General features: G+C 61.2%; 18 protein-coding genes. 4 read left to right on the top strand and 14 right to left on the bottom strand.

Annotation, left to right across the window (positions count from 1 at the left end):
• The first annotated feature begins 213 nt into the window (after nucleotides 1-213).
• A complete protein-coding gene (locus R8871_RS12955) occupies nucleotides 214-699 on the top strand; it encodes a hypothetical protein (RefSeq protein ID WP_175050847.1) in 486 nt (161 codons plus the stop codon).
• A gap of 106 nt (nucleotides 700-805) precedes the next feature.
• On the opposite strand, the gene R8871_RS12950 is transcribed toward R8871_RS12955, so the two are convergent.
• The 7 genes from R8871_RS12950 to R8871_RS12920 form a co-directional block, all read right to left on the bottom strand.
• Nucleotides 806-1,543 carry an SDR family oxidoreductase gene (locus R8871_RS12950; protein ID WP_175050846.1) on the bottom strand — a complete coding sequence of 246 codons (738 nt, stop codon included), beginning with the start codon at nucleotides 1,541-1,543 and terminating at the stop codon, nucleotides 806-808.
• A complete protein-coding gene (locus R8871_RS12945; protein WP_175050845.1) occupies nucleotides 1,540-3,084 on the bottom strand; it encodes an FGGY-family carbohydrate kinase in 1,545 nt (514 codons plus the stop codon). The genes R8871_RS12950 and R8871_RS12945 overlap by 4 nt, the downstream gene beginning before the upstream one ends.
• 51 nt (nucleotides 3,085-3,135) lie before the next feature.
• On the bottom strand, nucleotides 3,136-4,239 hold the full coding sequence (locus R8871_RS12940; protein ID WP_175050844.1) for an alcohol dehydrogenase catalytic domain-containing protein: 1,104 nt from the start codon (nucleotides 4,237-4,239) through the stop codon (nucleotides 3,136-3,138).
• Nucleotides 4,240-4,273: 34 nt separating this feature from the next.
• Entirely contained in the window at nucleotides 4,274-5,281 is a 1,008-nt protein-coding gene (locus tag R8871_RS12935) for an ABC transporter permease (protein ID WP_175050843.1), read from the bottom strand.
• A complete protein-coding gene (locus R8871_RS12930) occupies nucleotides 5,268-6,788 on the bottom strand; it encodes a sugar ABC transporter ATP-binding protein (RefSeq protein WP_175050842.1) in 1,521 nt (506 codons plus the stop codon). Before R8871_RS12930 ends, R8871_RS12935 begins: the two co-directional genes overlap by 14 nt.
• A 70-nt stretch (nucleotides 6,789-6,858) precedes the next feature.
• Complete coding sequence (locus tag R8871_RS12925; protein ID WP_175050841.1) at nucleotides 6,859-7,812, bottom strand: ABC transporter substrate-binding protein; 954 nt, start codon at nucleotides 7,810-7,812, stop codon at nucleotides 6,859-6,861.
• A gap of 123 nt (nucleotides 7,813-7,935) precedes the next feature.
• Complete coding sequence (locus R8871_RS12920) at nucleotides 7,936-8,916, bottom strand: AraC family transcriptional regulator (protein WP_175050840.1); 981 nt, start codon at nucleotides 8,914-8,916, stop codon at nucleotides 7,936-7,938.
• 387 nt (nucleotides 8,917-9,303) lie between these two features.
• Here R8871_RS12920 and dalD point away from each other — a divergent pair, with 387 nt between their 5' ends.
• From dalD to R8871_RS12905, 3 genes are all read left to right on the top strand, one after another.
• Nucleotides 9,304-10,716, top strand: coding sequence for a D-arabinitol 4-dehydrogenase (gene dalD / locus R8871_RS12915; RefSeq protein WP_175050839.1), 1,413 nt, complete (start codon nucleotides 9,304-9,306; stop codon nucleotides 10,714-10,716).
• 113 nt (nucleotides 10,717-10,829) lie between these two features.
• Nucleotides 10,830-12,311 (top strand): xylulokinase, encoded by a 1,482-nt coding sequence (xylB, locus tag R8871_RS12910; protein WP_175050838.1) that lies wholly within the window; start codon nucleotides 10,830-10,832, stop codon nucleotides 12,309-12,311.
• A 78-nt stretch (nucleotides 12,312-12,389) separates the two neighbouring features.
• Nucleotides 12,390-13,343 carry a sugar-binding transcriptional regulator gene (locus tag R8871_RS12905; RefSeq protein ID WP_175050837.1) on the top strand — a complete coding sequence of 318 codons (954 nt, stop codon included), beginning with the start codon at nucleotides 12,390-12,392 and terminating at the stop codon, nucleotides 13,341-13,343.
• Nucleotides 13,344-13,394: 51 nt separating this feature from the next.
• Here R8871_RS12905 and R8871_RS12900 read toward each other — a convergent pair whose 3' ends face one another.
• The 7 genes from R8871_RS12900 to R8871_RS12870 form a co-directional block, all read right to left on the bottom strand.
• Nucleotides 13,395-13,691, bottom strand: a complete 297-nt coding sequence (locus R8871_RS12900; RefSeq protein ID WP_175050836.1) for a DUF1330 domain-containing protein — start codon at nucleotides 13,689-13,691, stop codon at nucleotides 13,395-13,397.
• Nucleotides 13,692-13,763: 72 nt separating this feature from the next.
• Entirely contained in the window at nucleotides 13,764-14,873 is a 1,110-nt protein-coding gene (locus R8871_RS12895) for an ABC transporter ATP-binding protein (RefSeq protein WP_175050835.1), read from the bottom strand.
• A gap of 70 nt (nucleotides 14,874-14,943) precedes the next feature.
• Complete coding sequence (locus R8871_RS12890) at nucleotides 14,944-15,645, bottom strand: HAD family hydrolase (protein ID WP_175050834.1); 702 nt, start codon at nucleotides 15,643-15,645, stop codon at nucleotides 14,944-14,946.
• Nucleotides 15,642-16,475 carry a carbohydrate ABC transporter permease gene (locus R8871_RS12885; RefSeq protein WP_234475103.1) on the bottom strand — a complete coding sequence of 278 codons (834 nt, stop codon included), beginning with the start codon at nucleotides 16,473-16,475 and terminating at the stop codon, nucleotides 15,642-15,644. Before R8871_RS12885 ends, R8871_RS12890 begins: the two co-directional genes overlap by 4 nt.
• A gap of 38 nt (nucleotides 16,476-16,513) precedes the next feature.
• Entirely contained in the window at nucleotides 16,514-17,449 is a 936-nt protein-coding gene (locus R8871_RS12880) for a carbohydrate ABC transporter permease (RefSeq protein ID WP_175050833.1), read from the bottom strand.
• Nucleotides 17,450-17,638: 189 nt separating this feature from the next.
• Nucleotides 17,639-18,961 (bottom strand): ABC transporter substrate-binding protein, encoded by a 1,323-nt coding sequence (locus R8871_RS12875; RefSeq protein WP_175050832.1) that lies wholly within the window; start codon nucleotides 18,959-18,961, stop codon nucleotides 17,639-17,641.
• Between the two features lie 97 nt (nucleotides 18,962-19,058).
• Entirely contained in the window at nucleotides 19,059-19,841 is a 783-nt protein-coding gene (locus R8871_RS12870) for an L-iditol 2-dehydrogenase (protein WP_175050831.1), read from the bottom strand.
• Nucleotides 19,842-20,139: the final 298 nt, after the last annotated feature.

Genomic DNA, 20,139 nt, shown 5'->3' with positions numbered 1-20,139 from the left:
GCCGGGTGTGAGAGCCTGAACGGTAGTTCGCATAACCTACATTCGTAGGTCGTGCACTTGCTTCAGCACGTCTATTCAATGGGCGGGTCGTAGTGAGGGGGTCGAAAGACCCGCCGGATTGAACTACCGCCGGTCTCTCAAACTCGCTACGTGCCCGCTCACCCATCTGTTAGAGAGTGTCGGGCGTTTCAGGAACACATCGGAAATCGCACCATGACCAAAACTACGAAAAAGACTCAAACGGCATCACGCAAGCCCGTTGATGCGCGCCAGTACGAAAAACTTGCGCTATCGGCTTTTGGCGCGTGCGATCGGCAAATCCAACAACTTCGAACGCTGATTGATCTCGCGGCAAGCATCACGCGATGCCCGGCAACGACGGTCGATGAAAGACGCAGAGAGCGCAACCTGCTGGAACACCTGCTCCATACCGTCGAGCAATACCAGCAGGAAGTTGAATGCGACCGCGAGCTTTATCAGGTCATTGCGCTCGATGCGAAAGGGGTCCCTCACAGTCGCATCACGGCCAAGCTTGCGACGAAGCTTCTTTCAGATGCTGCGGAGGCAGGACGGGACGCAGCGGAAGCTGCGGCCGAAGCTGAAACCGTGTCAGACAAAGCGGTGACGCTTAAGCGGGAGCGCGTAAAGACAGCCGCGTGCGCGCGGGCCGATGCTCAGCAGACGGCAGTGAAACATTGAATGAAGTAGTGGCCACCACACTGCTGAAATGAAGAAGGCGCGAATTGCTCGCGCCTTCTTCATTCAAACGCACTAACCGCCAGCGCTGCGCCGCCAAACCAATCACCTAGCGAGCCGTATACCCCCCATCAATCGGCAAACAAACCCCACTAATCATCGAAGCCGCGTCGCTCAACAAAAACATAATCGGCGCAGCAACCTCCGCGGATTCCGCGAAGCGGTGCAGAGGAATCGCCTTCAACGCAGGATCGCGTTTCACAGGATCACTCCACGCCTGCACCGCCATCGGCGTCAGCGTCACCGTAGGATTGACGCTATTCACCCGGATACCGTATGGCCCCAACTCGATACACAAAGCCCGCGTCACAGCATCGAGCGCCGCCTTCGAAGCCGAATAACTCAAATGGTCATCCAGCGCAACGAGCGCAGCTTGGCTGGAAACATTCACGATACTGCCAGCGCGTTTAGCGTCGATCATCCCGCGAGCCACGTGTTTGGCAACCAGTACCGCCCCACGCGTATTCACTCCCATCACACGATCGAAACTCGCGCCGGTCGTATCCACGCCACGCTCAAGCAAAGCAATCCCAGCACAGTTCACGAGTCCATCAAACGCATCAAGCGAACTCAATGCATCATCAATAGCGGACTCATTGCTCACATCGAGCATCATCGGCTCGCAGCCCGTTTCCTCAGCCAACCGCGCAAGCTCATTCACATTCCGCGCCGCCGCAACCACACTCGCGCCGGAAGCGCACAACGCTTCCACCGTCGCACGCCCAATTCCACTCGACGCACCCGTCACAAGAATCGAGCGGCCGGAAAAATCAAAAGTAGCGTTCATGATGTCTGCAACCGATGCATGACCGGCTTCAATGCCGGATACAAATCCGTATAAACGCCGAACCGCTGCTCGTATAGCGCCATCCGCTGCGCGTTCGGTTCCGCACGTTCAATCAGCGTGACCCATCCGTTCTGCGCCTCTTCACGCGATACCAGACCGACGCCGACACCCGCCAGCAACGCAGCCCCCATCGCCGCCTCCACGTCCTGCTCGATCGTATAGACCGGATAGCCGGTAATGTCGGCAATGATCTGCATCCAAAGATCCGAATGCGCGGCGCCGCCCACGACGATCAACTTGTCATCCAACGATTGCGCGCCTTTACGTCCCGCTTCGATGTTGTGCTTCAACGCGAACGACACGCCCTCCAGCACCGCGCGATACAGATGTGCCCGCGTGTGAAACAGGCTCAGACCGACAAACGCCCCACTCGCCTTCGCATCCCATACGGGGCTTCGTTCTCCCATCAAATACGGCAAGAACATCACACCATCAGAGCCCGCCGGAATCTGAGAAGCACTCTCTTCAAGCAAGCGATGCGGGTCCCCATTCGGCATCGCACGCGCCGCCTCGGTCTCCGCATGACAGAACTGCTCGCGATACCACGTCACTGAAGCGCCCGCCGTAATCGCGCCACCAAAAACATAAATATCGCGTTGGCCGTTGAACACGTGCGGCATGCTGATCAACCCATGCCGCGCATCGACGGTCTGATTGATATAGCCCCAGCACATACTCGTACCGATCATGGCAACGTGCTGCCCCGCGCGCGTCACACCCGCGGCAAACGTCGCCACCGCTGCATCCACACCGCCCGCAACGATCGCCGTGCCCGCTTCCAATCCAAGCTGCCCGGTCCACTGCGACAACAACCCACCCACCACGTCCGACGATTCCACCAACCGCTCCGGCATCATCGTCGCGGGAATGCCGAGCATGTCGAGCGCTTCGTCCGACCAGTCGCGTTTCGCAATATCGTAGATGCCGCCAATATTGCCCGCCGAACTATGATCCACGGCGACCTCGCCAGACAGCATATAAATCACGTAAGCATTCGGCGGCAGGAAGTAACGCGTATGCGCCCAGATTTCCGGCTCATGATCGCGCAACCACAGCATCTTCGTGTAACCGTAGTAGCTGTCCACGCCGTTGCCCGTGATCGCATACAAGCGCTCGAGGTCGATGTTTTTACGCACCCACTCGACCTGATCGGTCGCACGCCGGTCCATCCAGATCAGACACGGATAAAGGGGCCGCATATCGCTATCGACGGGAATCCCCGAGCCGCCATAGAGACTGCTCACGCACACCGCTTTGATCGACTTTGCCGCGACACCCGCCTCCTTCGCCTTGCGCACACAAGCCGCAATACACTCCACCACCGCCTTCAACCACACTGCCGGCCATTGCTCGGCCCATAGCGGCTTGGGCGTATCCGGCTGATAGCTCGACGCATGCTGCGCGACGATCGCGCCGTGCTGATCGACCAGCAGCGCTTTGGTGCTCTGCGTGCCGATATCGACGCCGATGACGTAGTCCATACAGTCTCCGTTTATATGCCGCTGGTCTTTGCCGCGCGCCGCGCCAAGCGCTCAGGCACGCGGCTTCATCAATACCTTGATCGAATCGAGGGAATTGGCGACCTTGATCGCTTCGTCCCATTCTTCCAGCGAAAAGCCGTGCGTGACAATACCCTTCGACGTAACCAGTCCGCGGGCCAGCAGATCGATCGCAATCGGATAACAGTATGGACCCAGATGCGCGCCGCGCACATCGAGCTCCTTGCGATCGCCGATCACCGACCAGTCCAGCGTCGTATCCGCACCGAACACGGAAAACTCGACGAAGCGACCAAGCTTGCGAATCAGGTCCATGCCCTGATTAACGCCGATCGGCGCACCAGTCGTTTCGATGTAGACGTCGCAACCATAGCCATCGGTCAGCGAATGAATGATCGCCAACGCGTCTTCCTGTTTCGGATTGATCGTCACGTCCGCGCCGTATTCGCGCGCGAGTGCCAGACGCTCTTCAACCAGATCGATCACGACGAGCTTCTTCGGCGTTTTCAGATGCGCGACTTGCGTCATCATCAGGCCAAGCGGACCGGCTCCGGCAATCACCACCACGTCGTCGAGTTGCAGATCACCGCGATTCACCGTGTGGATCGCGCAAGCTAGTGGTTCGATGATCGCCGCGTCTTCGAGCGAGATGCCATCGGGAATCTTATGGACGATTGCGGTCGGCGGAATACGCATATATTCGGCCATGCCGCCGTCGGCGACTTCGCGCTGGAAGCCGAAGATGTTGTGCACTTCGCACATCCAGTACTGGCCGGATTTGCAATAACGGCATTTGCCGCACGGCACAATCTGTTCGGCGATCACGCGATCGCCGATCTTCACGCCGAAGTGATCGGCCGCGCCTTCGCCGATTTCTTCGACGAAACCGAAGAACTCGTGGCCTGGAATCACCGGCGCTTTGACCCACGGGCTCGGGCCACCCCAAAACATCTTCGCGCCCGAATGACATTTGCAGTCGCTCGCGCAGATGCCGCACGCGGCGATGCGGATCACCAGCTCATGTGCGCGGGCCTTTGGTTTCCTCACCTGTTCGACGCGATAGTCTTTCGGTGCGTGGCAGACGATCGCCGTCATTTCCTGCCTATCGGATTGCGTGGATTGCGTGGATTCAGTCATTGCATGGTCCTGCTAAAAGGAGGTCGTTTAAGAGTTACTTTCTACGGTCGCGGCTGATGTAGATCGCCAGCAAAATAATTCCGCCCTTGATTACGTTCTGCACATACGGATTCACGCCGACCATGTTGAGGCCGTTGTTCAATACGCCCAGCAGCAACGCACCGATCAAGGTGCCGATGATCGAGCCACGCCCGCCGGAAATCGAGGTACCGCCCATCACCACGGCGGCAATGGCATCGAGTTCGAAACCGACGCCGGCGTTTGGCTGACCGCTCATCAAGCGTGCTGTCAGCACGATGGCGGCAAAGGAGGACGTCAAACCAGCAATCGAGTAGACGATCAGCTTCACGCGAGCCACGCGTACACCGGACAGACGCGTCGCCTGCTCGTTGCCACCGATCGCATACACGTAGCGGCCGAACGGCATCCGTTCGAGCAACACCCAGGCAATCGCATAGATCACCACCATGATCACAACCGGCGCCTGAATACCGAGGATCTTGCCGCTGCCGAAGAAACTGACCCACTCAGGCAGACCGTCGATCGGATACCCGCCCGTGTAGATCAGCGCGAGACCACGGGCGATGCCCATCGTCGCGAGCGTGACGATGATCGGCGGCATACCGGCGAACGCAACAAAGAAGCCGTTCGCAGCACCAAATCCCAGGCCAACTGCAATACCCACAGCCAACGCAGCGACTGCATTCATCCCGGCCACCATCAAGCCCGCGGCGAGCGTGCCCGCCAAAGCCATCACGGAGCCAACCGACAGATCGATACCACCGGTCAGAATCACGCATGTCATCCCCACTGCAATGATCGCGTTGATCGACACCTGGCGCAGCACGTTCTCCAGATTCGCAGCGGAGAGGAAACTGTCGCTCGCGAATACCATCACGATGCACACCACCAGCAAACCGATGAACGGATAGAACAGCGTCGAGCGTTTCAACGCGGCCCACGTAAAACGCACCGGTGCGCCCGGCGTGTCACTAGTGACAGTCGATGTTTTCGGCGATGAAGAAGGATTAGGCGTGTTCATGAGCTGCTCCACGGGTGCCGGCTGTTGCATAGGTCATCACGGCGTTCGAGTCGATCTCGCCGCCTTCGAGCATCGCTTCGATGCGGCCCTGCCGGAACACGGCGACGCGGTCGCACATGCCGACGATCTCCGGCAGTTCGGACGAGATCATGATGATCGAGTAGCCGCGCGCGGTGAGTTCGCGCATTAGCAGATAGATTTCGGCTTTGGCGCCGACGTCGATGCCGCGCGTCGGTTCGTCGAAGATGAGAATGTTGGTGTGGTGATTCAGCCAGCGCGCGATCACCACCTTTTGCTGATTGCCGCCGGAGAGGGTCGCGACTTCGGTGTGCATCGTCGGGGCTTTGACGCCGACGCGCTTCATGATGTCGGCGGTCGCGCGCGCTTCGCTGCGCTGATCGATGAAGAAACGCAGCGAGCGGTATTTGCCGAGGTTGTTGATCGAGATGTTCTGCTTGATCGAGAAATCCGTGATCAGGCCTTCGGTCTTGCGGCTCTCGGGAAGAATGCCGACACCGGCGCGCAAGGCATCGGCGGGATCGGATAGTTTTTCGGTTGTGCCGTTGATGCGGATTTCTTTCAAGTACGCCGGGTCAGCGCCGATCACGGCTAAAGCGGTTTCCGTGCGGCCCGAGCCGACCAGTCCCGCGAAACCGAGAATCTCGCCTTCGCGCAAATTGAAACTCAGCACCGGGCTGTCTTTCAGCAACTGCAGCTTTTTGACGTCGAGCACGATCTTCGCATCGGTCCGCAATGGCGGCTTCGGCGGAAAGCTGTTTTCGATGCGGCGTCCCACCATCATTTCCACCAGACGGCTCACATCGGATTGGGCGACTTCCGTCATGCCGACGTACTGACCGTCGCGTAACACCGTAATGCGATCGCACACCTCGAAGATTTCTTCCAGGTGATGCGAGATGAAGATCATCGCGACGCCCTGAGTCTTCAGCTCACGCATGATCGCGAACAGGTGTTCCGCTTCAGCGGGTGTGAGCGTCGCAGTCGGCTCATCCAGAATCAGAATGCGCGCCTCCAAAGACAACGCCTTGCCGATTTCAACAAACTGTTGCTGCGCGACTGACAACTCACGAATCGGCACCGACAAATCGATCGCCACGCCCAGGCGCTGAAAAATCGCCGCGGCCACGCGCCGCATCTTGCCGCGTTCTAGCAGACCCAAACCGTTCTTCAATTCACGGCCGAGAAACATGTTCTCCACCGCGTTCAGATACGGAATCAGACTGAACTCCTGAAACACGATACCTACGCCCGCGGCGACCGCATCGTGGTAATTCGTGAAGTGCCGCACTTCGCCCGCGATCGTGATCGTGCCTTCGTCCGGCTGATAGATGCCGCACAGGATCTTCATCAACGTCGATTTGCCTGCGCCGTTTTCGCCGAGCAAGGCGTGAATCTCACCCCGTGCGATTTCCAGGTGAATGCCTTGCAGCGCCTTCACGCCTGGAAAGCTTTTGGTGATGTTGTCGAGCTTGAGTATCGTGTCCATCGGGTCCTCCTCTGCTGCTCGTCGCCATGTTCATCGAAGAAACATATGCACATGGCAGCGAGCATTCGGCTTACCAGCTGAAGCCCTTGGCATTGCTCTTGTCGATCATCTTCACGTCGACCGGAATCGCCTTCGGCACATTGGCGCCCCACTTCTTCGCGAGCGCAATGCCAAGCGCGATACGCACCTGGTCGGCCGGGAACTGCGCGGACGTTTCGATGAACTTCGAGTTCGGTTTCTGGATCGCCGCAATCGCTTCCGGTGCACCATCGACACTGGTCAGCTTGATGTCCTTGCCCGACGATTCGATCGCCGAGAGCGCGCCCATCGAGCCGCCGTCGTTCACGCTGAACACGCCTTTGAGATTAGGATGCGCCTGAATCATGTTCTCGGTGACGGACAACGCGGTCGCGCGTTCCTGCTTGCCGTTCTGCGTATCCACGAGTTTGATGCCCGGTACTTTAGCCAGCGCCGCCTTGCAGCCGCGCACACGTTCGAGAATCGGCACGACCGGAATGCCGTCGAGAATCGCCACTTCGCCGCTGCCGCCAAGCGACTTCGCCAGATACTCGCAAGCCATCTCACCCGCGTCGTAATTCTTCGACCCGACGAACGAATCGACCGGGCCGTTCGCATTCGCATCGACGGCGACCACCACCACGCCCGCCTTCTTCGCCGACGTCACCGCCGATTGAATGCCGGTCGAATCGGTCGGATTCACGAGCAGGATGTCGATCTTCTTTTGCAGCATGTCTTCGACGTCGCTGACCTGCTTGCTGACGTCATGATGCGCATCGGTCACGACCACCGTCGCACCAATCGACGCCGCCGCGTCGTTCAGCGCCTTTTGCATCGTCACGAAGTACGGGTTGTTCAGCTCCTGAAATGTCATGCCGATTTTCAGCGGTGCAGCCTGTGCGGCCGGCGCAGTGATGAACGACAGGCCGAACGCGAGCGTCGCGAGCGCTGCCGTGCTGCGCGCAAAGGTCTTCAACGATGCCTGCTTTGAAATGGATTGCGTCATGGTTGTCTCCGTTATTAAAACTATTCGATGAGATGAGCACGTCCCTCACGCTGTCCGGGGACAGCGCGAAAGGTGTTGAAACGCGGGTGAAGTGAAACGCTTCGGCTTAAAGCTTGATGCGGACTACGTCGGTGGATAGGCAGCGGCAGCGGTGCGTGGCAAACCTGGCGCAAGCACGATTGCGGGCGCATCGTCGATGCCCGCGCCGCGCGCGGCGGCTTCTTCGGAAGCGTCGCGGCTCGCATCGTTCAGTTGCTGGTAGCGGCGGAATTTCGAAGGCGCCATGCCTTTGACCGCGAGGAACTGCCGGTTGAAATTCGACAGGTTGTTAAAACCCGCCTTGAAGCAGATATCGGTGACGCTCAGCTCCTCGTCCGTGAGCAACTGGCACGCGAGGTTGATGCGCATACGGTTCACGTACTGCACGAACGGCAGGCCCGTATGACGGCGGAAGTAACGCGAGAACGCACTGACGCTTTGTCCGGCGAGTTGCGCCAGATCCGATTCGCGCAGGTCGTTGGACAGGTTCTTGCCGATATACGAGAGCGCATGATTGATGCGCGTCGACGCGAAGCCGGTCGGGTCGGCCTGATAGGCGGGACTCGCGAGCGTCTCGCGGTCTTCGGCGTTCATCAGGATCTCGAGCATCGACATGAACAGCACGAGACGGCGCAGTCCGCGCGCGGCCAGCAATTCGAGGAACAACGGCTGGATCGCCGCACTCGTTTCAGCACCGAACGACACGCCGCGGCGCGAATCAGCGAGCAAGGCTTCGACCTGGCGCCACTCCGGAAAACTGCCCATGCAGCCCGACACGAACTCCTGCCCGAACTGAACGACCAGGTTGCGCTGCGCAATCGTCTCGCCTTCCGGCACGTCGCTGACCCAGTTGTGCGGCAGGTTCGGCCCCATCAACACGAGGTTGCCAGGCGTAAAGCTGCTGATGTGATCGCCGACGAACATCTTGCCGGTGGTCGCCACGATCAGATGGATTTCGTATTCCGGGTGAAAGTGCCAGCGCACCGTGCGGTACGGATAGCCGTGCGACCACACTTTGAAGGATTCGTCGCGCCGTACGGCGACGACTTCCAGATCGGGTTGCATTCGCGTCTTCCTCCATGAAGCGGCGTGCTGCGAGTGCCGCTGAACTTCATCTTGTATAGCGAAAAGTAGCCCTCTAGCGCCTGATCCACCACTAAAAATCAAACCGCAGACCGATACTTTTTTGCATTCGGGTTAGTCCTGGCGCGGCGAAAGTCAAATTTGATGCAATGCAATACGCACCGCGAGACGCGTCCCATAACGCGCGGACGTCACGCGAGTCGCGTCGGAAGTCCCGCCACGCCGCGCTGCGCCACGGAAAGCCGTCTACGTCGCCTTGACATTCGTTCCGCCGGGTACGATCATTCGCTCACAGACAGAGCAAATGCTCCACCTCAAAAAAAACCGCACGCGCCGAGCCGTGCGATCAAGGACACTCAGGAGACGCACATGAACAGCGGGCAAGGCAGCGGCGCGGCCGCACACGTGATCCTGCACATCGGCGCGGGATCGTTTCATCGCGCGCATCAGGCGTGGTATCTCCATCGGTTGAACGAGGCGAAGGTGACGGGCGAGCCGCACTGGTCGCTGACGGTGGGCAATATCCGCAGCGACATGAACGCCGTGCTCGACGCGCTCGCTGCGCAAAAAGGCGTCTATACGCTTGAGACCGTCACGCCGCAGGGCGAGCGCGCGTACGAGACGATTCGTTCGATCGAGCGCGTAGTGCCGTGGACCGAAAGTCTCGATGCGCTGATCGAAGCGGGCGCCGATCCGGCGTGCAAGATCATTGCATTCACCGTGACCGAAGGCGGCTATTACCTCGACGAACACGACGAACTCGACACAGCCAATGCCGATCTCGCGGCCGACCTGAAAGGCGGCCACACCACGATTTACGGCGCGCTAGCGGCGATTCTCGACGCACGCATGAAGCGCGGCGCCGGCCCGGTCACGCTGCAGACCTGCGATAACCTGCGCAGCAACGGCGAGCGTTTTCATGCGGGCATGAGCGAGTTTCTCGAACGGTGCGGCGCGGACGATCTCGCGCAATGGTTCGACGACAACACGGCCTGCCCGAGTTCGATGGTCGACCGCATTACGCCGCGTCCGACACCCGACGTGCGCGAACGCGTCAAAGCCGCCACCGGTGTCGACGATACCTGCCCGGTGATGGGCGAATCCTTCATCCAATGGGTGATCGAAGATCGCTTCATCGCCGGACGCCCCGCGTGGGAAAAGGTCGGCGCGGAACTGGTCGACTCCGTGCTGCCGTACGAGGAAGCGAAAATCCGCATTCTCAACGCGACGCATAGCTGCATTGCATGGGCAGGCACACTGGTCGGGCTGACCTACATCCACGAGGGTACGCTCGATCCGGACATCAACAAATTCGCCTTCGACTACGTGACCGAAGACGTGATTCCGTGCCTCACACCGAGCCCGCTCGATCTCGAACGCTATCGCGACGTGGTGCTCGAACGCTTCGGCAATCCCTACATCCAGGATACGAACCAGCGCGTCGCGGCAGACGGCTTTTCGAAACTGCCCGGCTTTATCGCGCCGACGCTCGCGGAATGCTTCGAACGTGGCGTCACGCCTTCAGCAACGGCGCTGTTGCCGGCACTGTTCTTCCGCTTCCTCGAACGCTGGAACGCCGGAACGCTGCCGTATGCGTATCAGGATGGCGTGATGGACGAAAAAGTTGCGCGCGGTTTCTTTGCCGCGCCCGATCCGTTGCAGACGTTCGCCGCTGACCGCCTGCTCTGGGGCAGCATGGCGCAGACGCCGGAGTTGGAATCGGCGTTGGCAGGCGCGTTGGCGCGTGTCGACGTATGGCTGGCCAAACGCGGTGCGGCCTGACCCGCGCAGTATCGAACCACGCGAAACACGCCGGTGCCAGGCTTAATGCGCATGACACCGAGCGCCATGTGCGGCTAAAGTAGCGCATCCCTAACGACGAAGGTTTCGCGCCCATGTATCTCGGCATCGACCTCGGCACGTCCGAAGTGAAAGTCCTGCTGCTCGCCTCCGATGGACGCGTGATCGGCACCGCAGGCTCACCCTTTACCGTTTCGCGCCCGCATCAGCGCTGGGCCGAACAGAATCCCGAAGACTGGTGGGCCGGCACGCGCGCGGCGCTGGCCGCGTTGCGCGCCAAACATCCGGACGAGTTCGCGCAGATTCGCGGCATCGGCCTCTCGGGGCAGATGCACGGGGCCGTACTGCTCGATGCGCAGGATCGCGTATTGCGGCCCGCGATCCTGTGGAACGACATGCGCAGCGACAAGGAGTGCGCGGAGCTCACCGAGCGCGCGCCGGACTTGCACACCGTGGCCGGCAATCTCGCGATGCCCGGATTCACCGCGCCAAAGCTGCTATGGGTCGCGCACCACGAACCGGAAATCTTCGCGCAAACCGCCTGCGTGCTGCTGCCGAAGGACTACCTGCGTCTGCAACTGACCGGCGGCAAGGTGTCCGATCCATCGGATGCAGCCGGCACGCTGTGGCTCGACGTCGCCAAACGCGACTGGTCCGATTCGCTGCTCGCCGCCTGCAACATGACGCGCGCGCAGATGCCGGCCCTGTGCGAAGGCAGCGAGCCGTCCGGCACCCTGCTTCCCGCGGTGGCGCGCGAGTTCGGTTTGAGCGACGGCGTGATCGTCGCGGCCGGCGGTGGCGACAATGCCACGAGCGCAATCGGCATCGGCGCGACGCAACCGGGCGATGGCTTCGTCTCGCTCGGCACGTCCGGCGTGTTGTGCGTGGTCGGCGACAGTTTCCGGCCGAACCCGGCTTCCGCGGTGCACGCGTTCTGCCATGCGATTCCGGATCGCTGGCATCAGATGAGCGTGGTGCTGTCGGCGGCAAGCTGTTTGCGCTGGGTCTGCAAGCTCACCTCCACCGACGAACCGACCCTGCTCGCCGAAATCGAGGCGCTGCCAGCGGAAGCGTTGACCACCGCGCCACTCTTTCTGCCCTATCTTTCCGGTGAACGCACGCCGCACAACGACCCGTACGCGCAGGGCGTGTTCTTCGGCATGAATCACGCGACCGATCGCGCGTTGCTCGGCTACGCGGTGCTCGAAGGCGTCACGCTCGCGCTCACCGACGGCCTCGACGCGTTGCGCGCGGCCGGCACCGAAGCGAAGGCGCTGTCCCTGCTCGGCGGCGGCGCTCGCAGCGACTACTGGGCGCAACTGCTCGCCGATGCGCTCGACACCGCCACCCGCAAGCACGGCGGCGGCGAAACCGGCGCGGCGCTCGGCGCGGCCCGCCTGGGCTGGCTGGCCGCAGGCGGCGACCCGGCCAAGGTGTTGACCAAGCCGCCGATCGAAAAGGAGTTCACGCCGAACCCGCGACGCCACGCCGAACTGCGTACCCGGCTCGAAGCGTATCGCGCGCTCTACCGCCACGTGCGGCCGCTGTTCGACCCTGCGCGGCAACCGCTCGCCTAACCGGCAAAGCACAGCCGGTTCCCGTTGAGACGCGGGGACCGGCTGCTATCATCGGCGCACTTCAAGCGAACCGTCACCGTGCCCAAGTCCACAGAAAAATTAGACCTTGCTACCCGCGCCGCGTGGCTTTACTACGTCGCCGGCAACACCCAGAACGAGATCGCCGAGAAACTGCAGGTGTCGCGCCCGGTCGCGCAGCGGCTGGTTGCCTTCGCGGTGGAAAAGAACCTGATTCGCGTGCGCGTCGATCACAAACTGGCCGATTGCCTGGCGCTCGCCGATCAACTCTCGAAACGCTACGGCCTGAGTATGTGCGAAGTCGTACCGATCGACAGCGATACTTCGGAGGAAGTCGATCGCAAGCTGGCCGTGGCCGGGGCGCAGATCATGGAGCGCTATCTCAGCGAAGAAAAGCCGATGGTGGTCGCCGTGGGCAGCGGCCGTACGCTGAAGGCCGCTGTCGATCAGATCGCGCAGCTGGAGCGTCCGCAGCACCGGTTGGTATCGATGGTCGGGGCGATCGCCCAGGACGGCTCCTCGAACCGCTACGACGTCGCGCTGCACATTTCGGAGAAGACCGGCGGCAAGCATTTTCTGCTGCCCGCGCCCTTGCTCGCCGATAGCGAGGCCGAACGCGCGCAGTGGTGCAATCACCGGCTCTACCGGATCGTCGAATCGCTATTGGCCAAGGCGGATGTCGCGTTCGTCGGCGTCGGCAATATCGGGCCGAAATGTCCGTTGCACGAAGACGGCTTCATCACCTCCGCGGAAGTGAAGGAGTTGATGCAGAACCGCGCAGTGGCCGAAATGCTCGGCCTGCCGATCGACGCGGCCGGCGCGCACGTCGAATCGCCGACCGGCCGGCGCGTCACCAGCATTGCGCTCGATTCGCCGCCGCGGCGCCCCACCATCGGTTTTGCCGGCGGTGAACGCAAGCGCGAGGCGCTGATTGCGGTGCTTAAAGGTGGCTGGCTGTCGGGACTGGTGACTGACGAGCTGTGTGCGCGGGCAGCGCTCGAAGCCGTGGCTTAAAAGGTCTGCAGGCAGGGCTTGGAGGCCTGGTCTAGAAGCGGCCCACCGCCTTTACAACACCGGCAGCCCTTCCGTGATGATGATGCGGTACTCGCCGCCCTGCAGGCGCGTCTTGCTGACCGCCTGATACGCCGGGCTGCGATACCACGCGATCGCTTCGTCGTAACTGGGGAACTCGAGGATCAGGATTTCGTCGATCGGCGGCCCCTCCACCACTTCTTTCTGTCCGTGGCTCGCGAGCACCATGACGGCATGCTTCTCGAAGACTGCGGGCGCGTTCTGTTTGTATTCTTCCAGTTTGGCGGGGTCGAGCGTTTTCTCGCGCGTGATGACGACGTAGGCGGGCATGAACGTTTCCTGGGCGTGAATAAACGTGACCGAACGGAAAGCGGCGCGCCCACCGCTTTCCCAATCACATACTCACGCGGCGAGCACTTCCACGATCTTACGCTGGAAGGCTTTCCCTTCGCTGTCGAATAAATGACAGTGCTCAGGTGTGGCGCCGAGCTTTTGCGTTTCACCCTTGCTGTGCCGCTCGAGCGGCGGAATGCGGGCGATCATGCCATCCGGCGCCACGCTCGATTCCGCATACAGATACGCTGCATCGCCAAGCGATTCGACCGCCATGGTTTTCGCCGACACGCCGTCGTCGGTCATTCCCACATGCAGATGCTCCGGGCGAATGCCAACTGTCACCTTGTCGCCCTGTTTCACCGCGCCTGGCTCCACCGCGACGCGCTGAGTCTCGCCGGATTCGTAACGCACGGTGACACCGTCGTGCGTGACGGACTGCACGACACCTTCCATAAAGTTCATCTTCGGCGAACCGATGAAGCCAGCGACGAAGCGATTGGCCGGCGCGTGATACAGCATGGTCGGGCTGCCGACCTGCTCCACATTGCCCGCCGACAGCACCACGATCTTGTCGGCGAGCGTCATGGCCTCGACCTGATCGTGCGTCACGTAAATCATGGTGGTCTTCAGCTCGTCGTGCAGACGCGCGAATTCGAGGCGCATCTTCACGCGCAGCGCGGCGTCGAGATTCGACAGTGGCTCGTCGAACAGGAACACCTTCGGCTTGCGCGTAATCGCGCGGCCGATTGCAACACGCTGGCGCTGGCCGCCGGAAAGCTGCTTCGGCTTGCGGTCGAGCAGATGGTCGATGTGCAGGATCTTCGCCGCGTTGCGCACGGCGGCGTCGATTTCGGGCTTCTTGGTGCCGGCGAGTTTCAGGCCGAACGCCATGTTGTCGTACAGCGTCATGTGCGGATACAGCGCGTACGACTGGAACACCATCGCGATGCCGCGCTTCGCGGGCGGTACGTCGTTCACGCGTGTGCCGTCGATGGTCAGATCGCCGCCGCTGATGTCTTCGAGGCCGGCGATCATCCGCATCAGCGTCGATTTACCGCAACCGCTCGGACCCACGAAGACGACGAATTCGCCGTCCAGGATGTCGAGGTTGATGTCCCGCATCACTTCGTTGTCGTCGTAGGCTTTTCGGATGTTGCGCAGAGTTACGCTTGCCATGATGTGTCTCCGTGTGTTGCTCTTGCTGCGTTAATTCGTTTATCCAGGTGCTGCGCCAACGCGGCCGCCCTTACGGCGTCGCCGCCGTCGCGCTCAGCGTCCATTGCGCGACCAGGTCCGGCAACTGCAGCATGTCGTCGAACACAGTCCGCGCACCCGCCGCATGCAACGCGTCGATCTGTGCGTCGCTCGCATGACCGCCGCCGATAAAGCCCAGCACCGTCATGCCCGCCGCGGTTGCCGCCGTCACGCCCGTCACGCTGTCTTCCACCACGAGGCAGGCGGACGGCGCGAGGCCGAGACCCTGCGCTGCGGCGAGATAGACATCAGGCGCGGGCTTCGGATTCGGCACCGCATCGGCGCAGAAAAGCCGGTTGCCGAAGAACTTCACGAGGCCCGTGCGCGCCAGCACGTTCTCCACATACGGCCGGAAACTGTTGCTCGCGCATGCCTTGGTGAGCGGCACCTGCGCGAGCGCAACCTCGATGCCAACGACCGCCGGCGCCTGCATCGCGGCTGCTTCCACCGCCCGGCGGATCGCCTCGATATCCTCGACGCTGAGGCTCTTGCCCAGTTTCGCCGCCGTGCCCTGCAGCACCGTTTCAATGCGCAAGCCAAGCAGCGGCAGCACCACAGGCTCGACATCGGCATCGGGCCAGCGCGCCTCGAGTTCGTGCACCAGCATGTGCGCGGCCACGGCTTCGCTGTCGATCAGCACGCCGTCGCAATCGCAGATCAGCGCAAAGTGACCTACTGTCGTACCTGCGGTCATTTGACCGCCCCAAAGGTAAGGCCGCGCACCAGTTGCTTCTGCGACAGCCAGCCGACGATCAGGATCGGCGCAACCGCAAGCAGTGAAGCAGCGGAGAGCTTGGCCCAGAACAAGCCTTCAGGACTCGAATACGACGCAATGAACACAGTCAGCGGCGCGGCGTTCGAACTCGACAGGTTGATGCTCCAGAACGCTTCGTTCCACGACAGGATCACCAGCAGCAGCGCGGTGGAGGCCAGCCCCGGCAGCGACATCGGCATCAGCAGATAAACGATTTCCTGCCACGTCGCCGCGCCGTCGATCCGGCCTGCTTCGAGAATGTCGCGCGGAATTTCCGCGAAGTACGTGAACGACATCCACACCGCAATCGGCAGGTTGATCAGCGTGTAGACGATCACCAGACCGGACACCGAATCGAGCAGGCCACTGTTCTTCCACAACAGATAGATCGGCACCAGCACGCCGACCGACGGCATCATCTTGGTCGACAGCATCCACAGCAGGACTTTCTGCGTGCGGCGCGTCGGAAAGAAGGCCATCGCGTACGCGGCCGGCACGGCGAGAATCAGGCACAGCACCGTGACGCCCGCCGAGATCAGGATCGAATTCCACGCGAACGAAAAGTAATTGCTGCGCGCGAACACCTCGCGGAAGCTATCGAGCGTCGGGATGAAAAACAGCGACGACGAATACGCCTGTTGCTCCGTCTTGAACGCGGTGATCGTCATCCAGAAGATCGGGAAGAACAGCAGCAACGCGACGAGCCAGGCGATCACGCCGGGAATGCCGCGCCGAATCGCGGCGAACGGCGACTTGGCCGGCACGGTCATGGGCGCCGTGCCCGACGCAGAGGTAGAGGCAACGTGGCTCATTTTTCGTACTCCCCTTTCAGGTTCTTCGCGAGCATCCGCACAAGGAAGAACGACACGATGTTAGCCAGCACGACAGCCAGAATGCCGCCCGCCGAAGCGAGACCGACGTCGAACTGTTGCAGGCCCAGCGAATAGATCAGGTACGACAGATTGGTGGTCGCGGTGCCCGGACCGCCGCCTGTGGTCGTATAGATTTCGGCGAAGATCGACAGCAGGAAAATCGTCTCCATCATCACCACCACCGCGATCGCCCGTTTCAGGTGAGGCAGCGTGATGTAGAAGAACATCGAGAACGGACCCGCGCCGTCGATACGCGCCGCTTCCTTCTGCTCCTGATCGAGCGACTGGATCGCGGTGAACAGAATCAGGAACGCGAACGGCAACCACTGCCAGGCGACGATCATGATCACGGCAGTAAGCGGGTACTCGGCGAACCAGTCGATCGGCTGCATGCCGATTGCGCGCATGCCCTGCGCAATCAGCCCATACACCGGATGCAGGATCATGTTCTTCCAGATCAGCGCGCTAACCGTCGGCATCACGAAGAAAGGTGCGATCGCCAGTAGCCGCGCAATGCCCTGGCCGTAGAACTTACGGTCGAACAGAATCGCCATCAACACGCCGCCGACCACCGTGATCACCAGCACCGAGATGATCAACTCGAGCGTGTGACCGATCGACGGTCCGAACGACGGATCGCCCGCGAGATACTTGTAGTTATCGAAACCGGCGAAGCCTTTCAGATCCGGATTCAGCAGGTTGTAGCGCGAAAACGAAAACCAGATCGTCATCGCCAGCGGAATCGCCATCCACAGTACGAGCACGGCGACTGAGGGCGTCACGAGCCAGCGGGCCGAATTGGCTTTGCGGGTTTCGCGTTCTTTCTCTGTTTGGGGATGGGCGTGCATAAGAGGCAGGCGTAAAGGACGCATGATTGACCACCTGTTCGGTAATGCGCGGGCCGGCGCTTTATCCGCCGTGATCGCATAAACCGCCTGGCTACCGTGACGCGATGCGATGTCGCGGTGCCCACGCGGCGGGGACGGCCCGCTGTGCTGCGTGGGCCGGCTGACGGGCGTCAGCCGGCGCGTGCCACAAGACTCATGTGGCTGGCTTCCGCTTTACTTCTGATACCCGGCCTGTTGCACGGCGCGATTCGCCGTTGCCTGACCGGCTGCCAGCGCCTGATCGACCGTCATCTGACCGGCAATCGCGCCGGAGATGCTTTGACCGACCACGGTGCCGAACGACTGGAACTCAGGAATGCCGACGAACTGCACACCGGTGTACGGCACCGGCTTCAGAGTCGGATGGTCCGGGTCAGCCGTTTCGATTGCCTTCAGCACGAAGTCGCCGAACGGTGCAGCCTGTTTGTATTCAGGACGTGCGTAGGTGGAGTGGCGCGTTCCCGGCGGCACCGAGGCCCAGCCCTCATCCTTCGCAACCAGCTCGATGTACTGCTTCGACGTGGCCCACGCGATGAACTTCTTCGCGGAGTCAGCCTGCTTCGACGACTTCGGAATAGCCAACGCCCACGCCCACAGCCAATGCGAACCCTTCGGCGTGACGGCGATCGGCGCTGCCGCAAAGCCCACCTTGTCGGCGATCTGCGACTGCTGCTTGTTGTAGAGCATGCCGGCCGCCACCGTTGCGTCGATCCACATCGCGCACTTGCCCGAGGACATCAGCGTCAGGTTTTCGTTGAAGCCGTTCGAGCTGGCTCCCGGAGGGCCGTCTTTCTTCAGCAGATCGACGTAGAACGTCATCGCCTTCTTCCATTCCGGCGACGTCAGCTGCGCCTGCCACTTCTCGTCGAACCAGCGGCCGCCGAAGGTGTTCACCACCGTCGTGCCATACGCCATGTTCTCGCCCCAGCCGGCCTTGCCGCGCAGGCAGATGCCGTACATGCCGTTGGCTTTGTCGGTGAGTTTGTCGGCGAATTGCGCGATCTGGTCGTAGGTCGGCTGATCGGGCATTTTCAGGCCCTTGGCCGCGAACAGATCTTTGCGGTAATACGTCATGGAACTTTCGACGTAGAACGGCAGCGCATACAACTGGCCACCGCTCGAGAGGCCGTCGCGGGCCGTCTTCACGACGTCGTTCAGATCGTAATCAGCGGGCAGATTGGTGAGCGGCGTAAGCCAGCCGCGCTTGCCCCATTGCGGCGTTTCGTACGCGCCGATCGTCATCACGTCGAACTGGCCGCTGCCGGTCGTGATGTCGGTGGTAGCGCGCTGGCGCAGCACGTTTTCTTCGAGAATCACCCAGTTGAGCTTGATATCCGGATTCGCCTGCTCGAAGGCGGGCGAGAGCTTCTTCAACTCGATCATGTCCGGATTGTTCAAGGTGGCGATGGTCACCGTACCCGCCTGAGCGTGCAACGCAAAGCATGCGACAGCGCCGGCACTGACCGCCTTCAGCGCGGATTTTGTAGCTGGTTTCATGTGTTGTCTCCTTTCTCGTACGTTATGTGATGCTGCGTTTGTTCTACGAAAATGACGAAGGGTGAAACAGGTTCGACTCATCCACTCTGCGATTCGCTCAGCTCATCCAGTTGCCACCGTCGACGTTCAGGGTTTGCGCGGTGATGTAGTCGGCATCCGCCGACGCGAGAAACAGGGCGGCGCCGGTCAGATCGTCCGGCACACCCATGCGCCCGAGCGGCACCGCTTCACCGACGAGGCGCTTCTTCTCGCCGAGCGGCCGGTTTTCATAGCGGGCGAAGAGCGCGTCGACCTCTTTCCACATCGGCGTATCGACGACACCCGGCGCGATGCCGTTCACATTGATCTGGTGCGGCGCGAGGGCGAGCGCGGCGGATTGCGTGTAGCTGAGTACGGCGGCTTTGGTCGCGCAGTAGTGCGACACCAGCGCCTCGCCGCGACGCCCGGCTTGCGACGACATATTGACGATCTTGCCACCGTGGCCCTGCTCGACCATTTTCCGGGCAACGGTTTGCATCAGGAAGAACATGCCCTTCACGTTGACGGAGAAGAGGCGGTCGAATACGTCCCAGGATTCATCGAGGATCGGGCGCATATCGAAGAGCGCCGCGTTGTTGAACAGGATATCGACCTGGCCGAAGCGCTCCAGCGTACTCGCGAGAATGCGTTCGATATCCTCGCGGTGCGTTACATCGGCGCTGACGGTCAGCACGCGGTCGCCGTAGGCGGCGCGCAGCGCATCGCCGAAACTGTCCGCCGGCTTCACGTCGACCAGCACGCAGCGTGCGCCTTCGTCCAGATAGCGCCGGGCCACGGCTTCACCGATTCCGCTTGCCGCGCCCGTCAGAATGGCCACCTTATCTTGCAATCGTGCCGCCACTGCCTGTCTCCGGTTCGTTTCGCTTCTTGAGGCGCGGTGAGCGAACGCTCGTTGCGCGAACAATTGCTCTGTTAGTGATCGAATGATCGGATACGGACCGGGTCATGTCAAGGCGCTCGACCAGATTTCGATGGTGCAGCGCGGCAGGACCATCGCACACCCTCTTCCAGCTTCGACCCACACAAATACGAGAAATCGAAGACCGCGAAGCTGCTTTCTGCGCAAGCCGCTGACAAAAAATCGAGATACGTTATATCATTGCGGCCTCGCTTCGCTCCGAAGCTTCGCAGGTTCGTCA

The organism is Paraburkholderia sediminicola, assembly GCF_902859805.1.
Classification (GTDB): Bacteria; Pseudomonadota; Gammaproteobacteria; order Burkholderiales; family Burkholderiaceae; genus Paraburkholderia; species Paraburkholderia sediminicola.
Note: the sequence above shows the minus strand (reverse complement) of the source record. Positions and strands in the feature narration are given on the sequence as shown.